The sequence below is a fragment of the Kluyvera sp. CRP genome, assembly GCF_019930565.1.
Classification (GTDB): Bacteria; Pseudomonadota; Gammaproteobacteria; order Enterobacterales; family Enterobacteriaceae; genus Kluyvera; species Kluyvera georgiana_A.
The window spans coordinates 4915946-4934084 of the sequence record NZ_CP082841.1 but is presented as its reverse complement, the minus strand read 5'-3'; the positions used below and the strand labels follow the sequence as shown (position 1 = coordinate 4934084).

At 58.2% G+C, this 18139-nt stretch carries 11 protein-coding genes; 9 read left to right on the top strand and 2 right to left on the bottom strand.

Going from position 1 to position 18139, the window contains the following annotated elements; genetic code table 11:
- Window positions 1–34 precede the first annotated feature (34 nt).
- Together K7B04_RS23325 and K7B04_RS23320 are read right to left on the bottom strand one after the other, a co-directional pair.
- On the bottom strand, window positions 35–1399 hold the full coding sequence (locus tag K7B04_RS23325) for a 6-phospho-alpha-glucosidase (RefSeq protein WP_167575239.1): 1365 nt from the start codon (window positions 1397–1399) through the stop codon (window positions 35–37).
- A 13-nt stretch (window positions 1400–1412) separates the two neighbouring features.
- On the bottom strand, window positions 1413–2957 hold the full coding sequence (locus K7B04_RS23320; protein ID WP_223803128.1) for a PTS transporter subunit EIIC: 1545 nt from the start codon (window positions 2955–2957) through the stop codon (window positions 1413–1415).
- 260 nt (window positions 2958–3217) lie between these two features.
- On the opposite strand from K7B04_RS23320, the gene K7B04_RS23315 reads away from it, so the two are divergent.
- The 9 genes from K7B04_RS23315 (at window position 3218) to bamB (ending at window position 18134) form a co-directional block, all read left to right on the top strand.
- A complete protein-coding gene (locus K7B04_RS23315) occupies window positions 3218–8158 on the top strand; it encodes an alpha-2-macroglobulin (protein ID WP_223803127.1) in 4941 nt (1646 codons plus the stop codon).
- 1 nt (window position 8159) lies between these two features.
- Window positions 8160–10478 (top strand): peptidoglycan glycosyltransferase PbpC, encoded by a 2319-nt coding sequence (gene pbpC, locus K7B04_RS23310; RefSeq protein ID WP_223803126.1) that lies wholly within the window; start codon window positions 8160–8162, stop codon window positions 10476–10478.
- Between the two features lie 233 nt (window positions 10479–10711).
- Window positions 10712–11143, top strand: a complete 432-nt coding sequence (ndk, locus tag K7B04_RS23305) for a nucleoside-diphosphate kinase (protein ID WP_064543541.1) — start codon at window positions 10712–10714, stop codon at window positions 11141–11143.
- 167 nt (window positions 11144–11310) lie between these two features.
- The gene (locus K7B04_RS23300) at window positions 11311–12477 is read left to right on the top strand and encodes a bifunctional tRNA (adenosine(37)-C2)-methyltransferase TrmG/ribosomal RNA large subunit methyltransferase RlmN (protein WP_163448274.1); all 1167 of its coding nucleotides are present in this window, start codon (window positions 11311–11313) and stop codon (window positions 12475–12477) included.
- 278 nt (window positions 12478–12755) lie between these two features.
- Complete coding sequence (gene rodZ, locus K7B04_RS23295; RefSeq protein ID WP_223803125.1) at window positions 12756–13781, top strand: cytoskeleton protein RodZ; 1026 nt, start codon at window positions 12756–12758, stop codon at window positions 13779–13781.
- A gap of 26 nt (window positions 13782–13807) precedes the next feature.
- A complete protein-coding gene (gene ispG, locus K7B04_RS23290) occupies window positions 13808–14926 on the top strand; it encodes a flavodoxin-dependent (E)-4-hydroxy-3-methylbut-2-enyl-diphosphate synthase (protein ID WP_223803124.1) in 1119 nt (372 codons plus the stop codon).
- A gap of 93 nt (window positions 14927–15019) precedes the next feature.
- On the top strand, window positions 15020–16294 hold the full coding sequence (gene hisS / locus K7B04_RS23285; RefSeq protein WP_163448272.1) for a histidine--tRNA ligase: 1275 nt from the start codon (window positions 15020–15022) through the stop codon (window positions 16292–16294).
- A gap of 33 nt (window positions 16295–16327) precedes the next feature.
- Window positions 16328–16945 (top strand): YfgM family protein, encoded by a 618-nt coding sequence (locus K7B04_RS23280; RefSeq protein WP_064543551.1) that lies wholly within the window; start codon window positions 16328–16330, stop codon window positions 16943–16945.
- A 10-nt stretch (window positions 16946–16955) separates the two neighbouring features.
- Entirely contained in the window at window positions 16956–18134 is a 1179-nt protein-coding gene (gene bamB, locus K7B04_RS23275; RefSeq protein WP_163448271.1) for an outer membrane protein assembly factor BamB, read from the top strand.
- Window positions 18135–18139: the final 5 nt, after the last annotated feature.

Here is an 18139-nt window from a genome sequence, read left to right as displayed (position 1 = left end):
TTTTTGCTCACACCGACAAGCGACCCGCGGTTTATTAGCGCGTTGCCTCACCATTTTGCCAGGCATGTTGCAGCTGCGGCCAGTAATCCCGGTTGGCGACAATCATCTCGTCAAGAATGGCGCGCGCGTGTTCCATTGTCGGCACGGTGCGGTTGAGGGTAAAGGCCTGCAACGCTTTTTCATAGCTGCCCTCAAGCGTGGCTTCAACCAACAGCTGCTCCGAGGCCAGTTGCTGCATCAACAATGTCTGGTGGAACAGCGGCACATTGCCCATCCGCACCGGCTCCGGGCCATTGGCGGTGATGTAGGCCGGGACTTCTACCATCGCATCGTCCGGCAGATTGGCGATGGCGCCCTGGTTTTCGACGATCACTAAATGGCGCTGGCGTAAATCAAAGGCCAGAGAACGGGCCACTTCAACGATAAACTCACCGTGCACGCCAACGTGAAAAGCATCCGGCAAAATACCGGTTTGCTGATACTCTACGGCTGCTGCAAACAGCTTCTTCTCTCGCCCGTCCATCACTTCGTTGGCGCGCGTGTAGTCCGGGTTCTGATGCTCGACGATTTGGTTAGGCATCAGGTAATACTGCAGATACGGGTTCGGCAGATATTCCGGGAAGCAATCCATAATTGGTTTGATATTGCGCCAGGTTTTCACCCATGACGGATCGGCATGCTGCGGGTCCGTTTGCGCGGCGTCTTCGGTCAGCAGGCCGAATTTCGCCACGTGGCGACGTAACTCAGGCAGTTTGTCTTCGCCATCGACCCGAACCTGGGTAAACCAGCCAAAGTGGTTGAGACCAAAGTAATCCACATCGAGCTTGTGGCGGTCGACGCCGAGAATCGCCCCCATATTGCGCATGGCTGCCACCGGCATATCGCAGATGTTCAACACTCGCGCCTGTGGACGCAGACGGCGAATGCCTTCGGCCACAATCGCCGCCGGGTTGGAATAGTTGACGATCCACGCTTTGGGATCGGCGTAGCGCTCAACGAGGTCAATCAGCTCTACCATCGGCAGAATGGTGCGCAGGCCGTAGGCCAGGCCGCCAGGCCCGCAGGTCTCCTGGCCGACCACGCCGTGGCGTAGCGGAATTTTTTCATCCTGCTCGCGCATTTTGTACTGGCCGACACGCATCTGGGCAAAGACGAAGTGCGCGCCGCTAAATGCCGTTTCCGGGCAGGTGGTCACGGTAAATTTGATGCTCTGGCTATGGTCGCGAATCACCTTTTCCACCACCGGGGCGATGGTGTTTTGCCGCGCTTCATCAATATCGTAGAGGCGAATTTCCGCCAGCGGGAAGTCGCTCAGGCGTACCATCAGGCTTTTGACAATGCCCGGCGTATAGGTGCTGCCACCGCCGGCGATAGCCAGAATAAATGGGGATTTCAACATGTTATAGCCTCCTTCAGAGAAACGTCTCAACGGCTTCTCGCATTTTTTTGACGTGCAGCCCGTAGACCACCTGAACGTTGTTACCTTGTTTAATAATGCCTTTCGCACCGGTTGCCTTGAGCTGTGGCTCGTTAATTCGTGCGATGTCCTTCACGGTGACGCGCAGCCGGGTGTAGCAGTTATCCACCACCTCAATGTTGTCGCGCCCGCCTAATCCTTCAATGATGCTGGTGCCCAGCCCATCGTTATTGCCCTTCGCCTGATACTCCTGCTTGCTGTAGAGCTTCGTCTGCTGGTCATCCTCTTCGCGGCCCGGCGTTTTCATGTTGAAGCGTAGGATCAGGAAGCGGAAGATGACGAAGTAGAGCGCGAACATAATCAGCCCGACCACGATGTACATCGGCCAGTTGGATTTCTCCGTCCCCAGCGGCAGGTTGTAGAGAATAAAATCGATAATGCCGTTGGCCCCGATGGCGTGGACGCCGAACAGCGAGAACAACATCATGCCGATGCCGGTCAGCACGGCGTGCACCACAAACAGCAGCGGCGCAACGAACAGGAAGGAAAACTCAATCGGCTCGGTCACGCCGACCAGCAGCGATGTCAGCGCCGCTGGAATGAGAATGGCTTTCGCCGCGGCTTTACGTTCCGGTTTCGCGGTGACGTACATCGCCAGCGCGGCGGCAGGTAAGCCGAACATTTTGCTGATGCCGCGCGCGTCCCACACCACGGTACTGCTCAACTGTTTGACGTCAGGGCAGGCCATTTCAGCGAAGTAGATGTTGCGCGCGCCCTGGTACAGGTTGCCGCAGACCTCGTGCGAACCGCCCAGTTCGGTATACAAAAATGGGGTATAGACCAGGTGGTGCAGACCGGTTGGCACCAGAATACGTTCGAGGAAACCGTAAATCGCCACCCCGAACGGGCCGGAGCCTTTAATCGCCAGCGCCAGCGCGCTGATACCGTGCTGCGCCCATGGCCAGAGTTCGCTCATCACCACGCCAAGGATAATCGCCACCGGCAGAATGATGATGGTGACAAAACAGTGACCGGAGTAGATAGCCATCGCCCCGGAGAACTGCACGCCGGAGTAACGGTTGTAGAGATAGCCAGTCAGCGCGCCGGTGAGGATCCCGGCGAAAACGCCCATCTCCAGTACCTGTACGCCCAGCACCATACTTTGCCCGGCGGTGCGCATCTGGTCAGCCGGGGCCAGTTCGCCCTGCCATTGCAGCGTGAAGTTCATCGCGTTGATAAACACAATAAACGTCACCAGCCCCAGCAGTGCGGCATAGCCTTTATCGCGAGCGGCGAGGCCGATGGGAATACCGACAGCAAAGATCATCGCCAGATTCACCAATAGCGAAACGGCGGATTTGGCGATCAGCTGCCCCAGATGCTGGACCGCAGAGTAGCCCAGAAAAGGGACGTACTCTGCAAGACTGCCGTTGCCCAGCACGTTGCCGAAGGCGATAAACAGCCCGACAATCGGCAGAATCAGGACCGGGCCGTAGAGGGATTTACCAAAATTTTGTAGGGCATTAACGGCTCTTTTCATTATTTTCTCCAACGTTGAACCGCGTAGATGAGACCTCATGACCGGCAAAAGGTAGCAGCAGAAGGGCGGGAGAATCCAGCTATCTTATTGTTTTAAAAACAAAGTACGCATAACGTTACATGTTACGTTATGAGTTGTGATCGCAGTAACATCCCAGAGAGATGGCCAGCAATGTGATCCTTAGCTACTGGCAAACGCCTCCCTGGGGCATAATACTGTGTTGATGACTCAAACAGACTTCACCAGTCAGAGGTTACAGGATGAAACCCTTTCGTTTGGCTACGCTGGCACTCGCGCTGGCAATGACGTTCACGTTGGCCGGTTGCGACAATAAAAACGACGACAAACCCGCAGCCCCTTCGACGCCAGCCGCTGCCGCACCGGTAAAACCCGAGGCCGCCCAGCTTGAAAAACTCGCCCGGCAGAGCCAGGGCAAAACGCTTACCCTGCTCGATGCCTCCGAAGTGCAGCTCGACGGCGCGGCAACGCTGGTGCTCACTTTCTCCATACCGCTTAACCCCGATCAGGATTTCAGCAAAACGGTCCACCTGGTAGACAAAAAGAACGGTAAGGTTGACGGCGCATGGGAGCTGGCGCCGAATCTCAAAGAGCTGCGGCTGCGCCATCTGGAACCGAAACGCGACTTGATTGTGACCGTCGATCCTGAGCTGGCGGCGCTGAATAAGTCGACTTTTGGCACCAGCGTCGAAAAAACGCTGACCACCCGCGATATTGCGCCGAGCGTCGGCTTTGCCAGCCGCGGATCGCTGCTGCCGGGCAAGGTGGTGGAAGGGCTACCGGTGATGGTGCTCAACGTGCCGCACGTTGACGTGAACTTCTTCCGCGTGAAGCCGGAATCGCTGGCCGCGTTCGTCAGCCAGTGGGAATACCGCAGTTCGCTGAGCAACTGGGAGTCGGATGAGCTGTTGAAGATGGCCGATCTGGTCTACACCGGGCGATTTGACCTTAATCCGGCGCGCAACACCCGGGAAAAACTGCTGCTGCCGCTGAAAGATATCGCGCCGCTACAGCAGTCTGGCGTCTACATCGCGGTGATGAACCCGGCGGGACAATACAGCTACAGTAACGCCGCGACGTTGTTTACCCTGAGCGACGTCGGCGTATCGCTGCACCGTTATCACGGCCAACTTGATGTGTTTACCCAAAGCCTGGAAAACGGCGCTGCTCAATCAGCAGTTGAATTGACGCTGTTAAACGACAAAGGTCAGACGCTGGCGCAGGCGACCAGCGACGCCAAAGGTCACGCCACGCTGCAAACCGACAAAGACGCGGCATTGCTGCTGGCGCGTAAAGACGGGCAGACGACGTTGCTGGATCTGAAACTGCCCGCGCTGGATCTGGCTGAGTTCGATGTTGCCGGCGATCCTGGTTATCGCAAGCAGTTCTTTATGTTTGGCCCGCGCGATCTCTACCGTCCCGGCGAAACGGTGATCCTTAACGGCCTGCTGCGAGACAGCGACGGCAAGCCGCTGCCCGACCAGCCGGTGAAGCTGGAAGTGGTGAAACCGGACGGCCAGGTGGTTCGCAGCGTGGTGAGCCAGCCGCAGAACGGTCTGTATCAATTGACCTACCCGCTGGATAGCGGCGCGGCGACCGGCATGTGGCATATCCGCGCCAACACCGGCGACAACCAGCTGCGCGAGTGGGATTTCCACGTCGAAGACTTTATGCCCGAGCGCATGGCGCTGAGCCTGACACCGCAGACGACGCCGCTGGCCCCCGCTGACGACGTCAAATTCGCCGTTTCCGGCTACTATCTGTACGGCGCCCCCGCCAGCGGGAACAGTCTGCAGGGGAAATTGTTCCTGCGCCCGCTGCGCGATGCGGTCGCGGCGCTGCCGGGCTTCCAGTTTGGCGATATTGCGCAAGACAATACTTCCCGTAGCCTGGATGAAATGAATCTGACGCTGGATGACAAAGGGCGGGGAGAAGTGACCACCGCCAGCCAATGGCAGGAAACGCACTCGCCGCTGCAGGTGATTCTCCAGGCCAGCCTGCTGGAGTCTGGCGGTCGCCCGGTAACCCGTCGGGTGAGCCAGGCTATCTGGCCCGCCGCCGAACTGCCGGGGATCCGCCCGCAGTTCGCCAGCAAGGCGGTCTATGACTACCGCACCGACACCACGGTGAATCAGCCGATCGTCGAAGAAAATAGCCAGGCCGCGTTTGACATTGTTTACAGCAACGCTGCCGGTGACAAAAAAGCCGTTTCCGGCCTGCAGGTTCGGCTGATCCGCGAACGCCGCGACTACTACTGGAACTGGTCGGAAAGCGACGGCTGGCAGTCTCGCTTCGATCAAAAAGATCTGGTGGAAGGCGAAGAGACGCTGGATCTCAAAGCCGATGAGACCGGCAAAGTCAGCTTCCCGGTGGAGTGGGGCGCTTACCGTCTGGAAGTGAAAGCGCCAAATGACGCGGTCAGCAGCGTGCGCTTCTGGGCAGGCTATAGCTGGCAGGATAACAGCGACGGTAGCGGCGCGGCGCGACCGGATCGCGTGACCTTAAAACTTGATAAACCGAGCTATCAGCCGGGGGATACCATCAAGCTGCACGTAGCTGCTCCGGCGGCCGGTAAGGGCTATGCGATGGTAGAATCCAGCGATGGCCCGCTGTGGTGGCAAGAAATTGACGTCCCGGCTCAGGGGTTGGATCTGTCTATTCCGGTCGATAAAAGCTGGAATCGTCACGACCTCTATCTGAGCACGCTGGTGGTTCGTCCGGGGGATAAATCACGTTCCGCGACGCCGAAACGTGCGGTTGGCGTGTTGCATCTGCCGCTGGGTGATGAACAGCGTCGGCTAAACGTGGCGCTGGAAAGCCCGCAAAAAATGCGGCCAAACCAGCCGCTGAGCGTCAAAGTGAAAGTGAATCGCAAGGAAGGCGCGGCGCCGAAACAGGTCAATGTGCTGCTGTCAGCGGTTGACAGCGGGGTGCTGAATATCACCGATTACGCCACGCCGGATCCGTGGCAGGCGTTCTTCGGCCAGAAACGTTACGGCGCGGACATCTATGATATCTACGACCAGGTCATTGAAGGTCAGGGGCGGCTTGCCAGCCTGCGCTTCGGTGGCGACGGCGATGAATTGAACCGCGGCGGCAAACCGCCGGTGAATCACGTCACGATTATCGCCCAGCAGGCGCAGCCGGTAACCCTTGATGACAACGGTGAAGGTACCGTTACGCTGCCAATCGGCGATTTTAACGGCGAGCTGCGGGTGATGGCGCAGGCGTGGACGAGCGAAGATTTCGGCAGCGCAGAACAAAAAGTGGTGGTGGCCGCGCCGGTGGTAGCCGAGCTGAACACCCCGCGCTTTATGGCCGGTGGCGATAGCGCGCGACTGACGCTGGACGTCACTAACCTTACCGATAAACCTCAAACGCTGAACGTGAAGATTGCGGCTACGGGCCTGTTGACGCTGAAAAGCGGTCAACCGTCGTCGGTGACGCTGGAGCCGGGCGTGCGCACCACGCTATTTGTGCCCGTCAGCGCCAGTGATGGCTTCGGCGATGGTGAGGTGAACGTCACCGTATCGGGGATGAATCTGCCGGGCGAAACGCTGGCCGACCTGCACAAGCAGTGGAAAATTGGCGTGCGTCCGGCCTTCCCGGCGCAAACGGTGAACAACGGCGCGGTGCTGCAACCCGGTGAAAGCTGGAGCGTGCCGGCTAACCAGAACGCGCTCTTCTCGCCGGTGACACAGCAGGGCCAGCTCCTGCTCAGTGGGAAACCCCCGCTGAACCTGGCGCGCTATATTCGAGAGCTGAAAGCCTATCCGTACGGCTGTCTGGAACAAACCGCCAGCGGCCTGTTCCCGCAGCTTTATACCAACGCCGCGCAGCTAAAAACGTTGGGCATTGCGGGTGACAGTGATGACAAACGCCGTGCGGCGGTGGACATCGGTATCTCGCGGCTGCTGCAAATGCAAAAAGAGAGCGGCGGCTTTGGGCTGTGGGATAAAGAAGGGCCGGAGGAGTACTGGCTGACCGCCTATGCTATGGACTTCCTGGTGCGCGCGGCGGAGCAAGGCTATAGCGTTCCGGCGCAGGCGATTAACAACGGCAACAACCGGCTGCTGCGCTATCTTCAGGAGCCGGGGCTGATGAGCGTTCGCTACACCGACGATAATGCCGCCAGCCGCTTCGCCATTCAGTCCTATGCCGGGCTGGTGCTGGCCCGACAGCAAAAAGCGCCGCTGGGCGCGTTACGCGAGCTATGGGAACGCCGCAAGCAGGCGCGCTCCGGTCTGCCGCTGATGCAGTTAGGTATCGCGCTGAAGGCGATGGGCGACGCGCCGCGCAGTGAACAGGCATTACAGCTGGCGCTGACCACCAAACGCTCGGACCAGACCCGTTGGTTGGCAGACTACGGTAGCGACCTGCGAGATAACGCGCTGATGCTGGCCCTGTTGGAAGAGAACAAACTGCTGCCGGACGCGCAGAATGCGCTGCTGCAAACCCTCTCCGAACAGGCATTTAGCGAACGTTGGCTGTCAACACAGGAGAATAATGCGCTGTTTCTCGCGGCGAGAAGCGTGCTGGACCTGCCGGGTAACTGGCAGGCGCAAACGACGCTGGACAGCCAGCCGTTGCAGGGCGATAAGGCGTTGACGCGCAACCTCGATGCTGAACAGCTTTCGGCGCTGAAAGTGACCAACAGCGGCCAGCAGCCGCTGTGGCTGCGCCTCGATAGCACCGGCTACACGGAACACGCTCCGGCGGCCAGCAGCAACGTGCTGCATATTGAACGCCAGTTCTATGGCACTGATGGGCAGCGTAAATCGCTCTCTTCGCTGCGCAGCGGTGAACTGGTGCTGGTGAAACTGGATATCAATGCCAGCCAAAATGTGCCGGACGCGCTGGTGGTGGATATGCTGCCTGCCGGGCTGGAACTGGAAAACCAGAATCTGGCCAACAGTAGCGCGAACCTGCAGGATAACGGCAGCGAAGTGCAGGAGTGGCTAAACCAGATGCAGCAGGCGGATATTCAACATATGGAATTCCGTGATGATCGCTTTGTGGCCGCGGTGGCAGTGAATGCCAATCAGCCGGTGACGGTGGTCTATCTGGCGCGGGCGGTGATGCCGGGGACCTATCAGGTGCCGCCAACGCAGGTGGAATCGATGTATGTGCCAGCCTGGCGTGCAGTTGGCGCGGCGGACGATATGCTGATCGTCGTACCGTAAGATGCGGATCGTCTGCTTGAAACGCTCCGTCTGGCGCTGGCTGGCCGGGGCGGTGGTACTGTTTTGCGGCGCGGTTGTGCTGGCGGATAAACAGTGGCCGCTGCCGCTGCATGAAGTGTCCCCCGCGCGGGTCGTGGTCGCCGAAGATGGCAGCCCGCTGTGGCGCTTTGCCGACGCCGAGGGGATCTGGCGCTACCCGGTCACGATTGAAGAGGTCTCGCCGCGTTACCTCGACGCTCTCATTCAGTATGAAGACCGTTGGTTCTGGGATCATCCCGGCGTCAATCCGTTTTCAATTGCCCGCGCCGCCTGGCAGGATCTCACTGCCGGGCGCGTGGTCTCTGGCGGCAGCACGCTCACCATGCAGGTGGCGCGGCTGCTGGACCCGCATCCGCGCACTTTCGGCGGTAAGTTTCGCCAGCTCTGGCGTGCTTTCCAGCTGGAGTGGCACCTCTCTAAGCGCGACATTCTTACGCTATATCTCAACCGGGCGCCGTTCGGCGGCACGTTACAGGGGATCGGCGCGGCAAGCTGGGCCTATCTCGGCAAACCGCCCGCCGAACTGAGCTACGCTGATGCCGCGCTGCTGGCAGTTTTACCGCAGGCGCCGAGTCGGCTGCGTCCGGATCGCTGGCCCGAGCGGGCGCAGGCGGCACGCAATAAAGTGCTTGATCGTCTGCTGACGCAGGGCGTCTGGCCTGCCAATGTGGTTAACGAGGCGAAAGAAGAGCCGGTCTGGCTGTTCCCGCGTCAGATGCCACAGCTGGCGCCGCTGTTTGCCCGCGCGATGCTGGCCCGCAGCCGGGAGGAGAAAATTGTCACTACGCTGGATGCCGGGCTACAGCGGCAGCTGGAAGATTTAGCGCTGAACTGGAAATCGCGGCTGCCGCCGCGCAGCTCGCTGGCGATGATCGTGGTGGATAATCGCGACATGAAGGTGCGTGGCTGGGTCGGTTCAGCGGATATTGCCGATGACAGCCGTTTTGGCCACGTGGATATGGTCACCGCAATTCGCTCGCCCGGCTCGGTGTTGAAGCCATTCTTATATGCCATGGCATTGGACAGCGCGTTGATTCATCCGGCGTCCCTGCTACAGGATGTGCCGCGGCGGATCGGCGATTATCGCCCTGGTAACTTCGATAGCGGTTTCCACGGCCCGGTGAGTATGAGCGACGCGCTGGTGCGATCCCTTAACCTGCCCGCAGTACAGGTGCTGGACGCCTATGGGCCGAAGCAGTTTGCCGCGCGTCTGCGTAATGCGGGGCTGCCGCTGATCTTACCGGCAGGGGCGGAGCCGAATTTGTCCTTGATTCTCGGCGGTGCGGGCGCCCGTCTGGCCGATATTACCGCCGCCTATAGCGCCTTCGCCCGTCACGGGAAAGTGGGTAAATTGCGGATGCTGGCAAGCGATCCGCTGGTTGAACGCCCGCTGCTGTCGCCAGGCGCGGCGTGGATTACTCGACGTATTCTGGCGGGGGAAGCGCAGCCTGTGCCGGATGCTTCGCTACCGCAGGTGCCGTCGCTGGCGTGGAAAACCGGCACCAGCTACGGCTATCGCGATGCCTGGGCGATTGGCGTCAACGCGCGTTACAGCATCGGGATCTGGACCGGCAGACCCGATGGCACACCGGTCGCCGGACAATTTGGTTTTGCCAGCGCCATCCCGCTGCTCAATCAGGTGAACAATCTCCTGGCTTCGCGCGGCGTGCGTCAGCAGGAAGGACGCGATCCGAGGCCGGCCTCAGTGAGCGCGGCGGAAATCTGTTGGCCGGGTGGTCAGCCGCTGCCAGCGGGCGACGGTAACTGTCGTCGTCGGTTATCGACCTGGGTGCTGGATAATAGCCTGCCGCCCACGCTGCTGTTGCCGGAACAGGAGGGGATGCAGGGTATCCGTTTCCCGCTGTGGCTGGACGCCGCAGGCAAGCGGGTGGCGGCGGACTGCCCGGATGCTCGCGAGGTCACCCTTAACGTTTGGCCGCTCCCGCTGGAACCGTGGCTCCCCGCCGGGGAGCGCCGCGCGGCGCGACTGCCGCCAGTTTCAGCAACCTGCCCGCCGAGACAGTTGCAAAATGTCGCACCGCTGATGCTCACCGGCGTGCGGGATGACGCGGTCATTCGCCGCCTGCCGGGCGCGCGTAGCGCGCAGGTGGTACTACAGGCCCATGGCGGAGAAGGTCGGCGCTGGTGGTTCCTTAACGGCGACCCGCAGGCGGATGCGGACGACCGTCTGGTGTTAACGCTGGAGAAAACCGGAGCCTATCAGCTGGTGGTGATGGATGATGCGGGGCAAATGTCGGTGGCTAACTTTACGCTACAGTGATGGATATTGTCGGGCGGCGTAATCGGGTAGGCACGATAAGCGTAGCGCCATCGGGCACAACGGGCGCACCATGCCGATGATGGGCTCGGTAGCAGATCTGTTGCTTAAAAGTATTTTATTTTAAAAAAATGTTACCTTCATCCATAGGCAACGGCGCAGAGGCTCATTATAATCCGCGCCAGATCATACAATGCGTATGCACGACAACAGAATAAATTTTATTAGAGGTAATCATGGCTATTGAACGTACTTTTTCCATCATCAAACCAAACGCGGTGGCAAAAAACGTTATTGGCAGCATCTTCTCTCGCTTTGAAGCAGCAGGGTTTAAGATTGTTGGCACCAAAATGCTGCACCTGACCGTTGAACAGGCTCGAGGCTTCTACGCTGAGCACGACGGTCGTCCGTTCTTCGATGGCCTGGTTGAATTTATGACTTCCGGCCCGATCGTGGTTTCCGTGCTGGAAGGCGAAAACGCCGTTCAGCGTCACCGCGACCTGCTGGGCGCAACTAACCCGGCCAACGCGCTGGCGGGTACGCTGCGCGCTGACTACGCGGACAGCTTCACTGAGAACGGTACCCACGGTTCCGACTCCGTTGAATCCGCCGCGCGTGAAATCGCCTTCTTCTTCGGCGAAGGCGAAGTGTGCCCACGTACCCGTTAAGGGGTCGTTTACACTTTATTTCGTGAATGCCGCGTGCAGACGTGGCATCCATGCGCCAGAATTTGTACAATGCAGCGCCCCCGGACGAGCAGACCGCTGTCCAGGGGCGCTTCTTTTTATCAACCCTCCAGGGGCCATAACGTGTAACAACGAGGCCGGAATAGAAAATGTCTGAACAAATTGTCACGCCTGAGAGCGCCATCCCGGCGGTTCCCAACAAAGATGGAAAAATTAACCTGCTGGATCTCAACCGTCAGCAGATGCGCGAGTTTTTTAAAGACTTAGGCGAAAAACCCTTCCGCGCCGACCAGGTGATGAAGTGGATGTACCACTACTGCTGCGACGACTTTGATGAAATGACCGACATCAACAAAGTCCTGCGCGGTAAGCTTAAAGAAGTCGCTGAAATTCGCGCGCCGGAAGTGGTTGAAGAGCAGCGTTCTTCGGACGGCACCATCAAATGGGCGATTGCCGTCGGCGATCAGCGCGTTGAAACCGTTTATATCCCGGAAGACGATCGTGCGACCCTGTGCGTCTCCTCACAGGTCGGCTGCGCGTTAGAGTGTAAATTCTGCTCTACGGCTCAGCAGGGTTTCAACCGTAACCTGCGGGTATCGGAAATTATCGGCCAGGTGTGGCGCGCGGCGAAAATCGTCGGCGCAGTCAAAACCACCGGCGTACGTCCGATCACCAACGTGGTGATGATGGGGATGGGCGAACCGCTGCTGAACCTGACCAACGTGGTCCCGGCCATGGAAATCATGCTCGATGATTTCGGTTTTGGTCTGTCTAAACGTCGCGTGACGCTGTCTACTTCTGGCGTAGTGCCTGCGCTGGATAAACTGGGCGACATGATTGACGTTGCGCTGGCTATCTCTCTGCATGCGCCGAACGACACCATTCGTGATGAAATTGTACCTATCAACAAAAAGTACAATATTGCCACCTTCCTGGAGTCCGTTCGCGGCTACATTTCGAAGTCCAACGCCAACCAGGGCCGCGTGACCATCGAATACGTCATGCTGGACCATATCAACGACGGTACCGAGCACGCGCATGAGCTGGCTGAACTGCTGAAAGACACGCCGTGCAAAATCAACCTGATTCCGTGGAACCCGTTCCCGGGCGCGCCGTATGGTCGTAGCTCCAACAGCCGCATCGATCGCTTCTGTAAGGTACTGATGGGTTATGGCTTTACCACCATCGTACGTAAGACCCGCGGTGACGATATCGATGCCGCCTGCGGCCAGTTGGCCGGTGATGTTATTGACCGTACCAAACGTACCATGCGCAAGCGTATGCAGGGTGAATCTATTGCCGTGAAAACGGTGTAATCCCGCGCCGCGTGCGTCAGAAATGGCGCACGCAAAGTTAAGTGCTTAAGGATTAGGCGAAACGTACTGATCTGGTTAATAATTACGGTGCGTTTCATCAAGTATTGAGGCAGTATGTAGCGTTACATCGACAGCGTGAATAGGGCTTTTGACGCTGTTTTGGAGTAGGGTATACCGGGCAGCTTGTCTGTCTGTTCGATAACACGACCGGATGTTTCGCGGTGCGAGAACGGCTTCGCATCAGAACCTTAAATTTCACGAATCAGCAGTTGTAGCGAATGAATACTGAAACCAACCACGACCAACAAGAAGCACAAACTACGGGTGTCCGTTTGCGTAATGCCCGTGAACAACTCGGACTCAGCCAGCAAGCCGTCGCAGAACGCTTGTGCCTGAAGGTTTCCACCGTTCGTGATATTGAAGAAGATAAGGCGCCTGCTGAACTCGCTTCAACATTCTTGCGAGGTTATATCCGCTCTTACGCTCGCCTCGTGCATATTCCTGAGGAAGAGCTGCTGCCGATGATGGAAAAGCAGGCGCCGGTTCGCGCAGCGAAAGTCGCGCCGATGCAGAGCTTCTCTCTGGGCAAACGTCGTAAAAAACGCGATGGCTGGCTGATGAGCTTTACCTGGCTGGTGCTGTTCGTGGTGGTGGGGTTAACTGTCGCCTGGTGGTGGCAGAACCACAAAGCGCAGCAGGAAGAAATCTCGACCATGGCTGACCAATCCTCCGTTGAGCTGAAGGCCAACGGCAGCGATTCACAAAATATTCCGCTGAATACGAGCGCAGATGCGACCTCGTCTCCGGCAACTACCGATACCGCGGCCGCGCCGAATTCCAGCGCCGCTACACCGGCGGATACTTCCGCGCAGGCGCCGGCAGACACCGCTGCGCCAGCCGCAACCGCCCAGAATAATGCCGTGGTGGCGCCGTCTCAGGCTAACGTTGATACCACCACCGCGCAGACCACCCCTGCACCGCAGACCGCGACCCCTGGCGCGCTGCCGACCGACCCAGCACAAACCGCCGCGCCGGTGGCTGACGCTAACGCGCTGGTCATGAACTTCTCCGCCGACTGCTGGCTAGAAGTGACCGACGCCACCGGTAAAAAACTGTTCAGCGGCCTGCAACGTAAAGGTGGCAATCTGAATCTGACCGGTCAGACGCCTTATAAACTGAAAATTGGCGCACCGGCCGCAGTGCAGATCGAATTCCAGGGTAAACCGGTCGATCTGAGTCGTTTTATCAGAACTAACCAGGTTGCGCGCCTGACCGTGAGTGCTGAACAATCACCGGCACAATAACAGACGCGTAATGCGGGAGATTTTTCATGCACAACCAGGCTCCTATTCAACGTAGAAAATCCACACGCATTTACGTTGGGAACGTGCCGATCGGCGATGGGGCACCTATCGCCGTCCAGTCAATGACCAATACGTGCACGACGGATGTCGAAGCGACGGTTAATCAAATCAGAGCGTTAGAACGCGTGGGTGCGGACATTGTCCGCGTCTCCGTGCCGACGATGGACGCCGCAGAAGCGTTCAAGCTTATCAAACAGCAGGTGAACGTTCCGCTGGTCGCCGATATCCACTTTGACTACCGTATTGCGCTGAAAGTCGCGGAGTACGGCGTCGACTGCCTGCGTATTAACCCGGGCAACATCGGCAACGAAGAGCGTATCCGCATGGTTGTTGACTGTGCGCGCGATAAAAACATCCCGATCCGTATCGGCGTTAACGCCGGATCGCTGGAAAAAGATCTTCAGGAAAAATACGGCGAGCCAACCCCGCAGGCGCTGCTGGAATCGGCGATGCGCCATGTCGATCATCTCGATCGTCTGAACTTCGATCAGTTCAAAGTCAGCGTGAAGGCTTCCGATGTGTTCCTGGCAGTGGAGTCTTATCGCCTGTTAGCTAAACAGATCGATCAGCCGCTGCACCTCGGGATCACCGAAGCGGGCGGCGCGCGCAGCGGTGCGGTCAAGTCCGCAATCGGCCTCGGGCTGCTGTTGTCCGAAGGCATCGGCGACACGCTTCGCGTTTCGCTGGCAGCCGATCCGGTTGAAGAGATCAAAGTCGGTTTCGATATTCTGAAGTCGCTGCGCATCCGCGCGCGTGGGATCAACTTCATCGCTTGCCCAACCTGTTCCCGTCAGGAATTTGACGTGATCGGTACGGTGAACGCGCTGGAGCAGCGCCTGGAAGATATCATCACCCCGATGGACGTCTCCATCATCGGCTGCGTGGTGAATGGCCCTGGCGAAGCGCTGGTGTCGACGCTGGGCGTCACCGGCGGCAATAAGAAAAGCGGCCTGTATGAAGACGGCGTGCGTAAAGACCGCCTGGACAACGATGATATGATTAGCCAGCTTGAAGCCAGAATTCGCGCGAAAGCGTCGGTGCTGGATGAAGCCCGCCGTATCGACGTTCAGCAGGTTGAAAAATAACGAGATGGGAAGCCGCTTGCTTCCCGTGTATGATTGAACCCCGCGGGCGTGTTCTGCGCCGAGGGTTCATTTTTATATATAAAGAGAATTAACGTGGCAAAAAACATTCAAGCCATTCGCGGCATGAACGATTATCTGCCTGGCGAAACCGCCATCTGGCAGCGCATTGAAGGCACACTTAAGCAGGTGCTCGGCAGCTACGGTTACAGCGAAATCCGTTTGCCGATTGTAGAGCAGACCCCGTTATTCAAGCGCGCAATCGGTGAAGTGACCGACGTGGTTGAAAAAGAGATGTACACCTTTGAAGACCGCAATGGCGATAGCCTGACGCTGCGTCCAGAAGGGACTGCGGGCTGCGTACGCGCCGGCATCGAACATGGTCTTCTGTACAATCAGGAGCAGCGTCTGTGGTACATCGGGCCGATGTTCCGCCACGAGCGTCCGCAGAAAGGCCGTTACCGCCAGTTCCATCAGCTGGGAGCGGAAGTGTTTGGTCTGCAGGGGCCGGATATTGATGCGGAGCTGATCATGCTGACCGCGCGCTGGTGGCGTGCGCTGGGTATTGCTGAACACGTTAATCTGGAACTGAACTCTATCGGTTCATTGGACGCGCGCGCCAATTACCGCGATGCATTGGTCGCCTTCCTCGAACAACACGTGGAAGTGCTGGATGAAGACTGCAAGCGCCGTATGTACAGCAACCCGCTGCGCGTGCTGGATTCTAAAAATCCGGACGTGCAGGCGCTGTTAAACGATGCGCCGAAGCTTGGCGACTACCTGGATGAAGAGTCCCGCGAGCACTTTGCTGGCCTGTGCGCGCAGCTGGATGCCGCCGGTATTGCCTATACCGTGAACCAGCGTCTGGTACGTGGTCTGGATTACTATAACCGCACCGTATTTGAGTGGGTCACCAACAGCCTGGGCTCACAGGGTACCGTCTGCGCAGGTGGCCGTTACGATGGTCTGGTTGAGCAACTGGGCGGTCGTGCGACCCCAGCCGTAGGCTTCGCTATGGGCCTGGAACGACTTGTTTTATTAGTTCAGGCAGTTAATCCGGAATTTAAAGCCGATCCTGTTGTCGATATATACCTGGTCGCCTCAGGTACCGGAACTCAGTCAGCCGCAATGCGCCTGGCCGAGCAGGTGCGTGATGCGTTACCGGACGTGAAGCTGATGACGAACCACGGCGGCGGAAACTTTAAGAAGCAGTTTGCCCGCGCGGATAAATGGGGTGCTCGTATTGCCCTGGTTTTGGGTGAGTCTGAGGTTGAGCAAGCCAATGTTGTCGTGAAGGATTTGCGCTCTGGCGAGCAGACAACCGTAACGCAGGAAGGCGTTGCCGCGCATTTGCGCACTATTCTGGGTTAATCTCCAGGACATCATTATCAGGAGAAGGGCTGCGTGGAAATTCATAACGAAAACGATCAGGTTGAAGCGATTAAAAACTTCTTTGCCGAAAATGGCAAAGCGCTGGCCGTTGGGGTAATTTTGGGGATCGGTGCGCTGGTCGGCTGGCGCTACTGGAACTCTCATCAGGTAGACTCGGCCCGGGAATCTTCCATGGCCTACGAAAATGCCGTTTCTTCTCTTAGCTCAGGGAAACCGGAAGCGCTGGCCTCGGCAGAGAAATTCGCCGCCGAAACCAAAAACACCTACGGGTCGTTTGCTTCTCTGGAACTGGCGCAGGTCTTCGTCGATAAAAACGATTTGGCACAGGCGGAAAAGCAGCTGCAGCAAGGGCTGGCTGCCGCTTCTGATGACAACCTGAAGTCGGTTATCAACCTGCGTCTGGCGCGCGTTCAGCTGCAAATGAAGCAGGCTGATGCGGCGCTGAAAACGCTGGAAGGCGTGAAGGGCGAAGGCTGGACGGCGATTGTTGCTGATTTACGCGGGGAAATCCTGCTCAGTAAAGGTGACAAGCAGGGCGCGCGTGCAGCGTGGGAAGCTGGCGCTAAGAGCGATGCATCTCCGGCGCTCAGTGAAATGATGCGCATGAAAATTAATAATTTGTCCGTCTGAGAGGGACCCGATGCAATTGCGTAAACTACTTTTGCCAGGACTGCTTTCTGTCACTCTGTTGAGTGGTTGTTCATTGTTCAGCGGCGAAGAAGACGTTGTGAAAATGTCTCCGCTGCCGACCGTAGAGAACCAGTTTACTCCGTCTACCGCCTGGGACGTTTCCGTCGGTAGCGGGATTGGCGATTTCTACTCCAACCTGCATCCGGCTTATGCGGATAGCGTGGTGTATGCCGCCGACCGTAAAGGCACCGTGAAAGCGGTCAATGCGGATGACGGTAAAGAAGTCTGGTCCGTGAATCTGGCGGAAAAAGACGGCTGGTTCTCTCGTAAACCGGCGCTGCTTTCCGGCGGTCTGACCGTTTCCGGCGGCCACGTGTACGTCGGCAGCGAAAAAGCGCAGGTTTATGCGCTGGACGCGGGCGACGGTTCTATCGTCTGGCAGACCACCGCGGCGGGTGAAGTTCTCTCTCGCCCAACGGCGAGCGATGGCCTGGTGCTGGTTCACACCAGTAACGGCCAGCTGCAGGCGCTGGATGAAAACAGTGGCGTCGTGAAGTGGACGGTGAACCTGGATATGCCAGCGCTCTCTCTGCGCGGCGAATCTGCACCGGCTGTGGCCTATGGCGCGGCGATTGTTGGCGGCGATAACGGTCGCGTGAGCGCGGTCCTGATGCAGCAAGGCCAGCTGATTTGGCAGCAGCGTATCTCCCAGGCGACCGGCACGACCGAAATCGACCGTTTGAGCGACGTGGATACCACGCCGGTTATCGTGAATGGCGTGGTTTACGCCTTAGCCTACAATGGTAACCTGACGGCGCTGGATCTGCGCAGCGGCCAGATTCTGTGGAAACGCGAGCTGGGTTCGGTGAATGATTTCATCGTTGACGGCAACCGCATCTACATCGTCGATCAGAATGACCGTATTCTGGCACTGACCACCGACGGCGGCGTGACCCTGTGGACGCAGAGCGATCTGCTGCACCGTCTGCTGACCGCACCGGCGCTGTATAACGGCAGCCTGGTTGTCGGCGATAGCGAAGGCTACATGCACTGGGTTAACCCGGAAGACGGGCGCTTTGAAGCGCAGCAGAAAGTTGACAGCTCCGGCTTCCTGACGGAACCGGTGGTCGCCGACGGTAAACTGCTGATTCAGGCAAAAGACGGCACGGTTTACGCGATTACGCGTTAATTTCG

Excerpts from the sequence above, each read along its gene's own strand:
- K7B04_RS23325 (WP_167575239.1), bottom strand. The coding sequence starts at position 1,399 with ATGTTGAAATCCCCATTTATTCTGGCTATCGCCGGCGGTGGCAGCACC.
- K7B04_RS23320 (WP_223803128.1), bottom strand. The coding sequence starts at position 2,957 with ATGAAAAGAGCCGTTAATGCCCTACAAAATTTTGGTAAATCCCTCTAC.
- K7B04_RS23315 (WP_223803127.1), top strand. The coding sequence starts at position 3,218 with ATGAAACCCTTTCGTTTGGCTACGCTGGCACTCGCGCTGGCAATGACG.
- pbpC (WP_223803126.1), top strand. The coding sequence starts at position 8,160 with ATGCGGATCGTCTGCTTGAAACGCTCCGTCTGGCGCTGGCTGGCCGGG.
- ndk (WP_064543541.1), top strand. The coding sequence starts at position 10,712 with ATGGCTATTGAACGTACTTTTTCCATCATCAAACCAAACGCGGTGGCA.
- K7B04_RS23300 (WP_163448274.1), top strand. The coding sequence starts at position 11,311 with ATGTCTGAACAAATTGTCACGCCTGAGAGCGCCATCCCGGCGGTTCCC.
- rodZ (WP_223803125.1), top strand. The coding sequence starts at position 12,756 with ATGAATACTGAAACCAACCACGACCAACAAGAAGCACAAACTACGGGT.
- ispG (WP_223803124.1), top strand. The coding sequence starts at position 13,808 with ATGCACAACCAGGCTCCTATTCAACGTAGAAAATCCACACGCATTTAC.
- bamB (WP_163448271.1), top strand. The coding sequence starts at position 16,956 with ATGCAATTGCGTAAACTACTTTTGCCAGGACTGCTTTCTGTCACTCTG.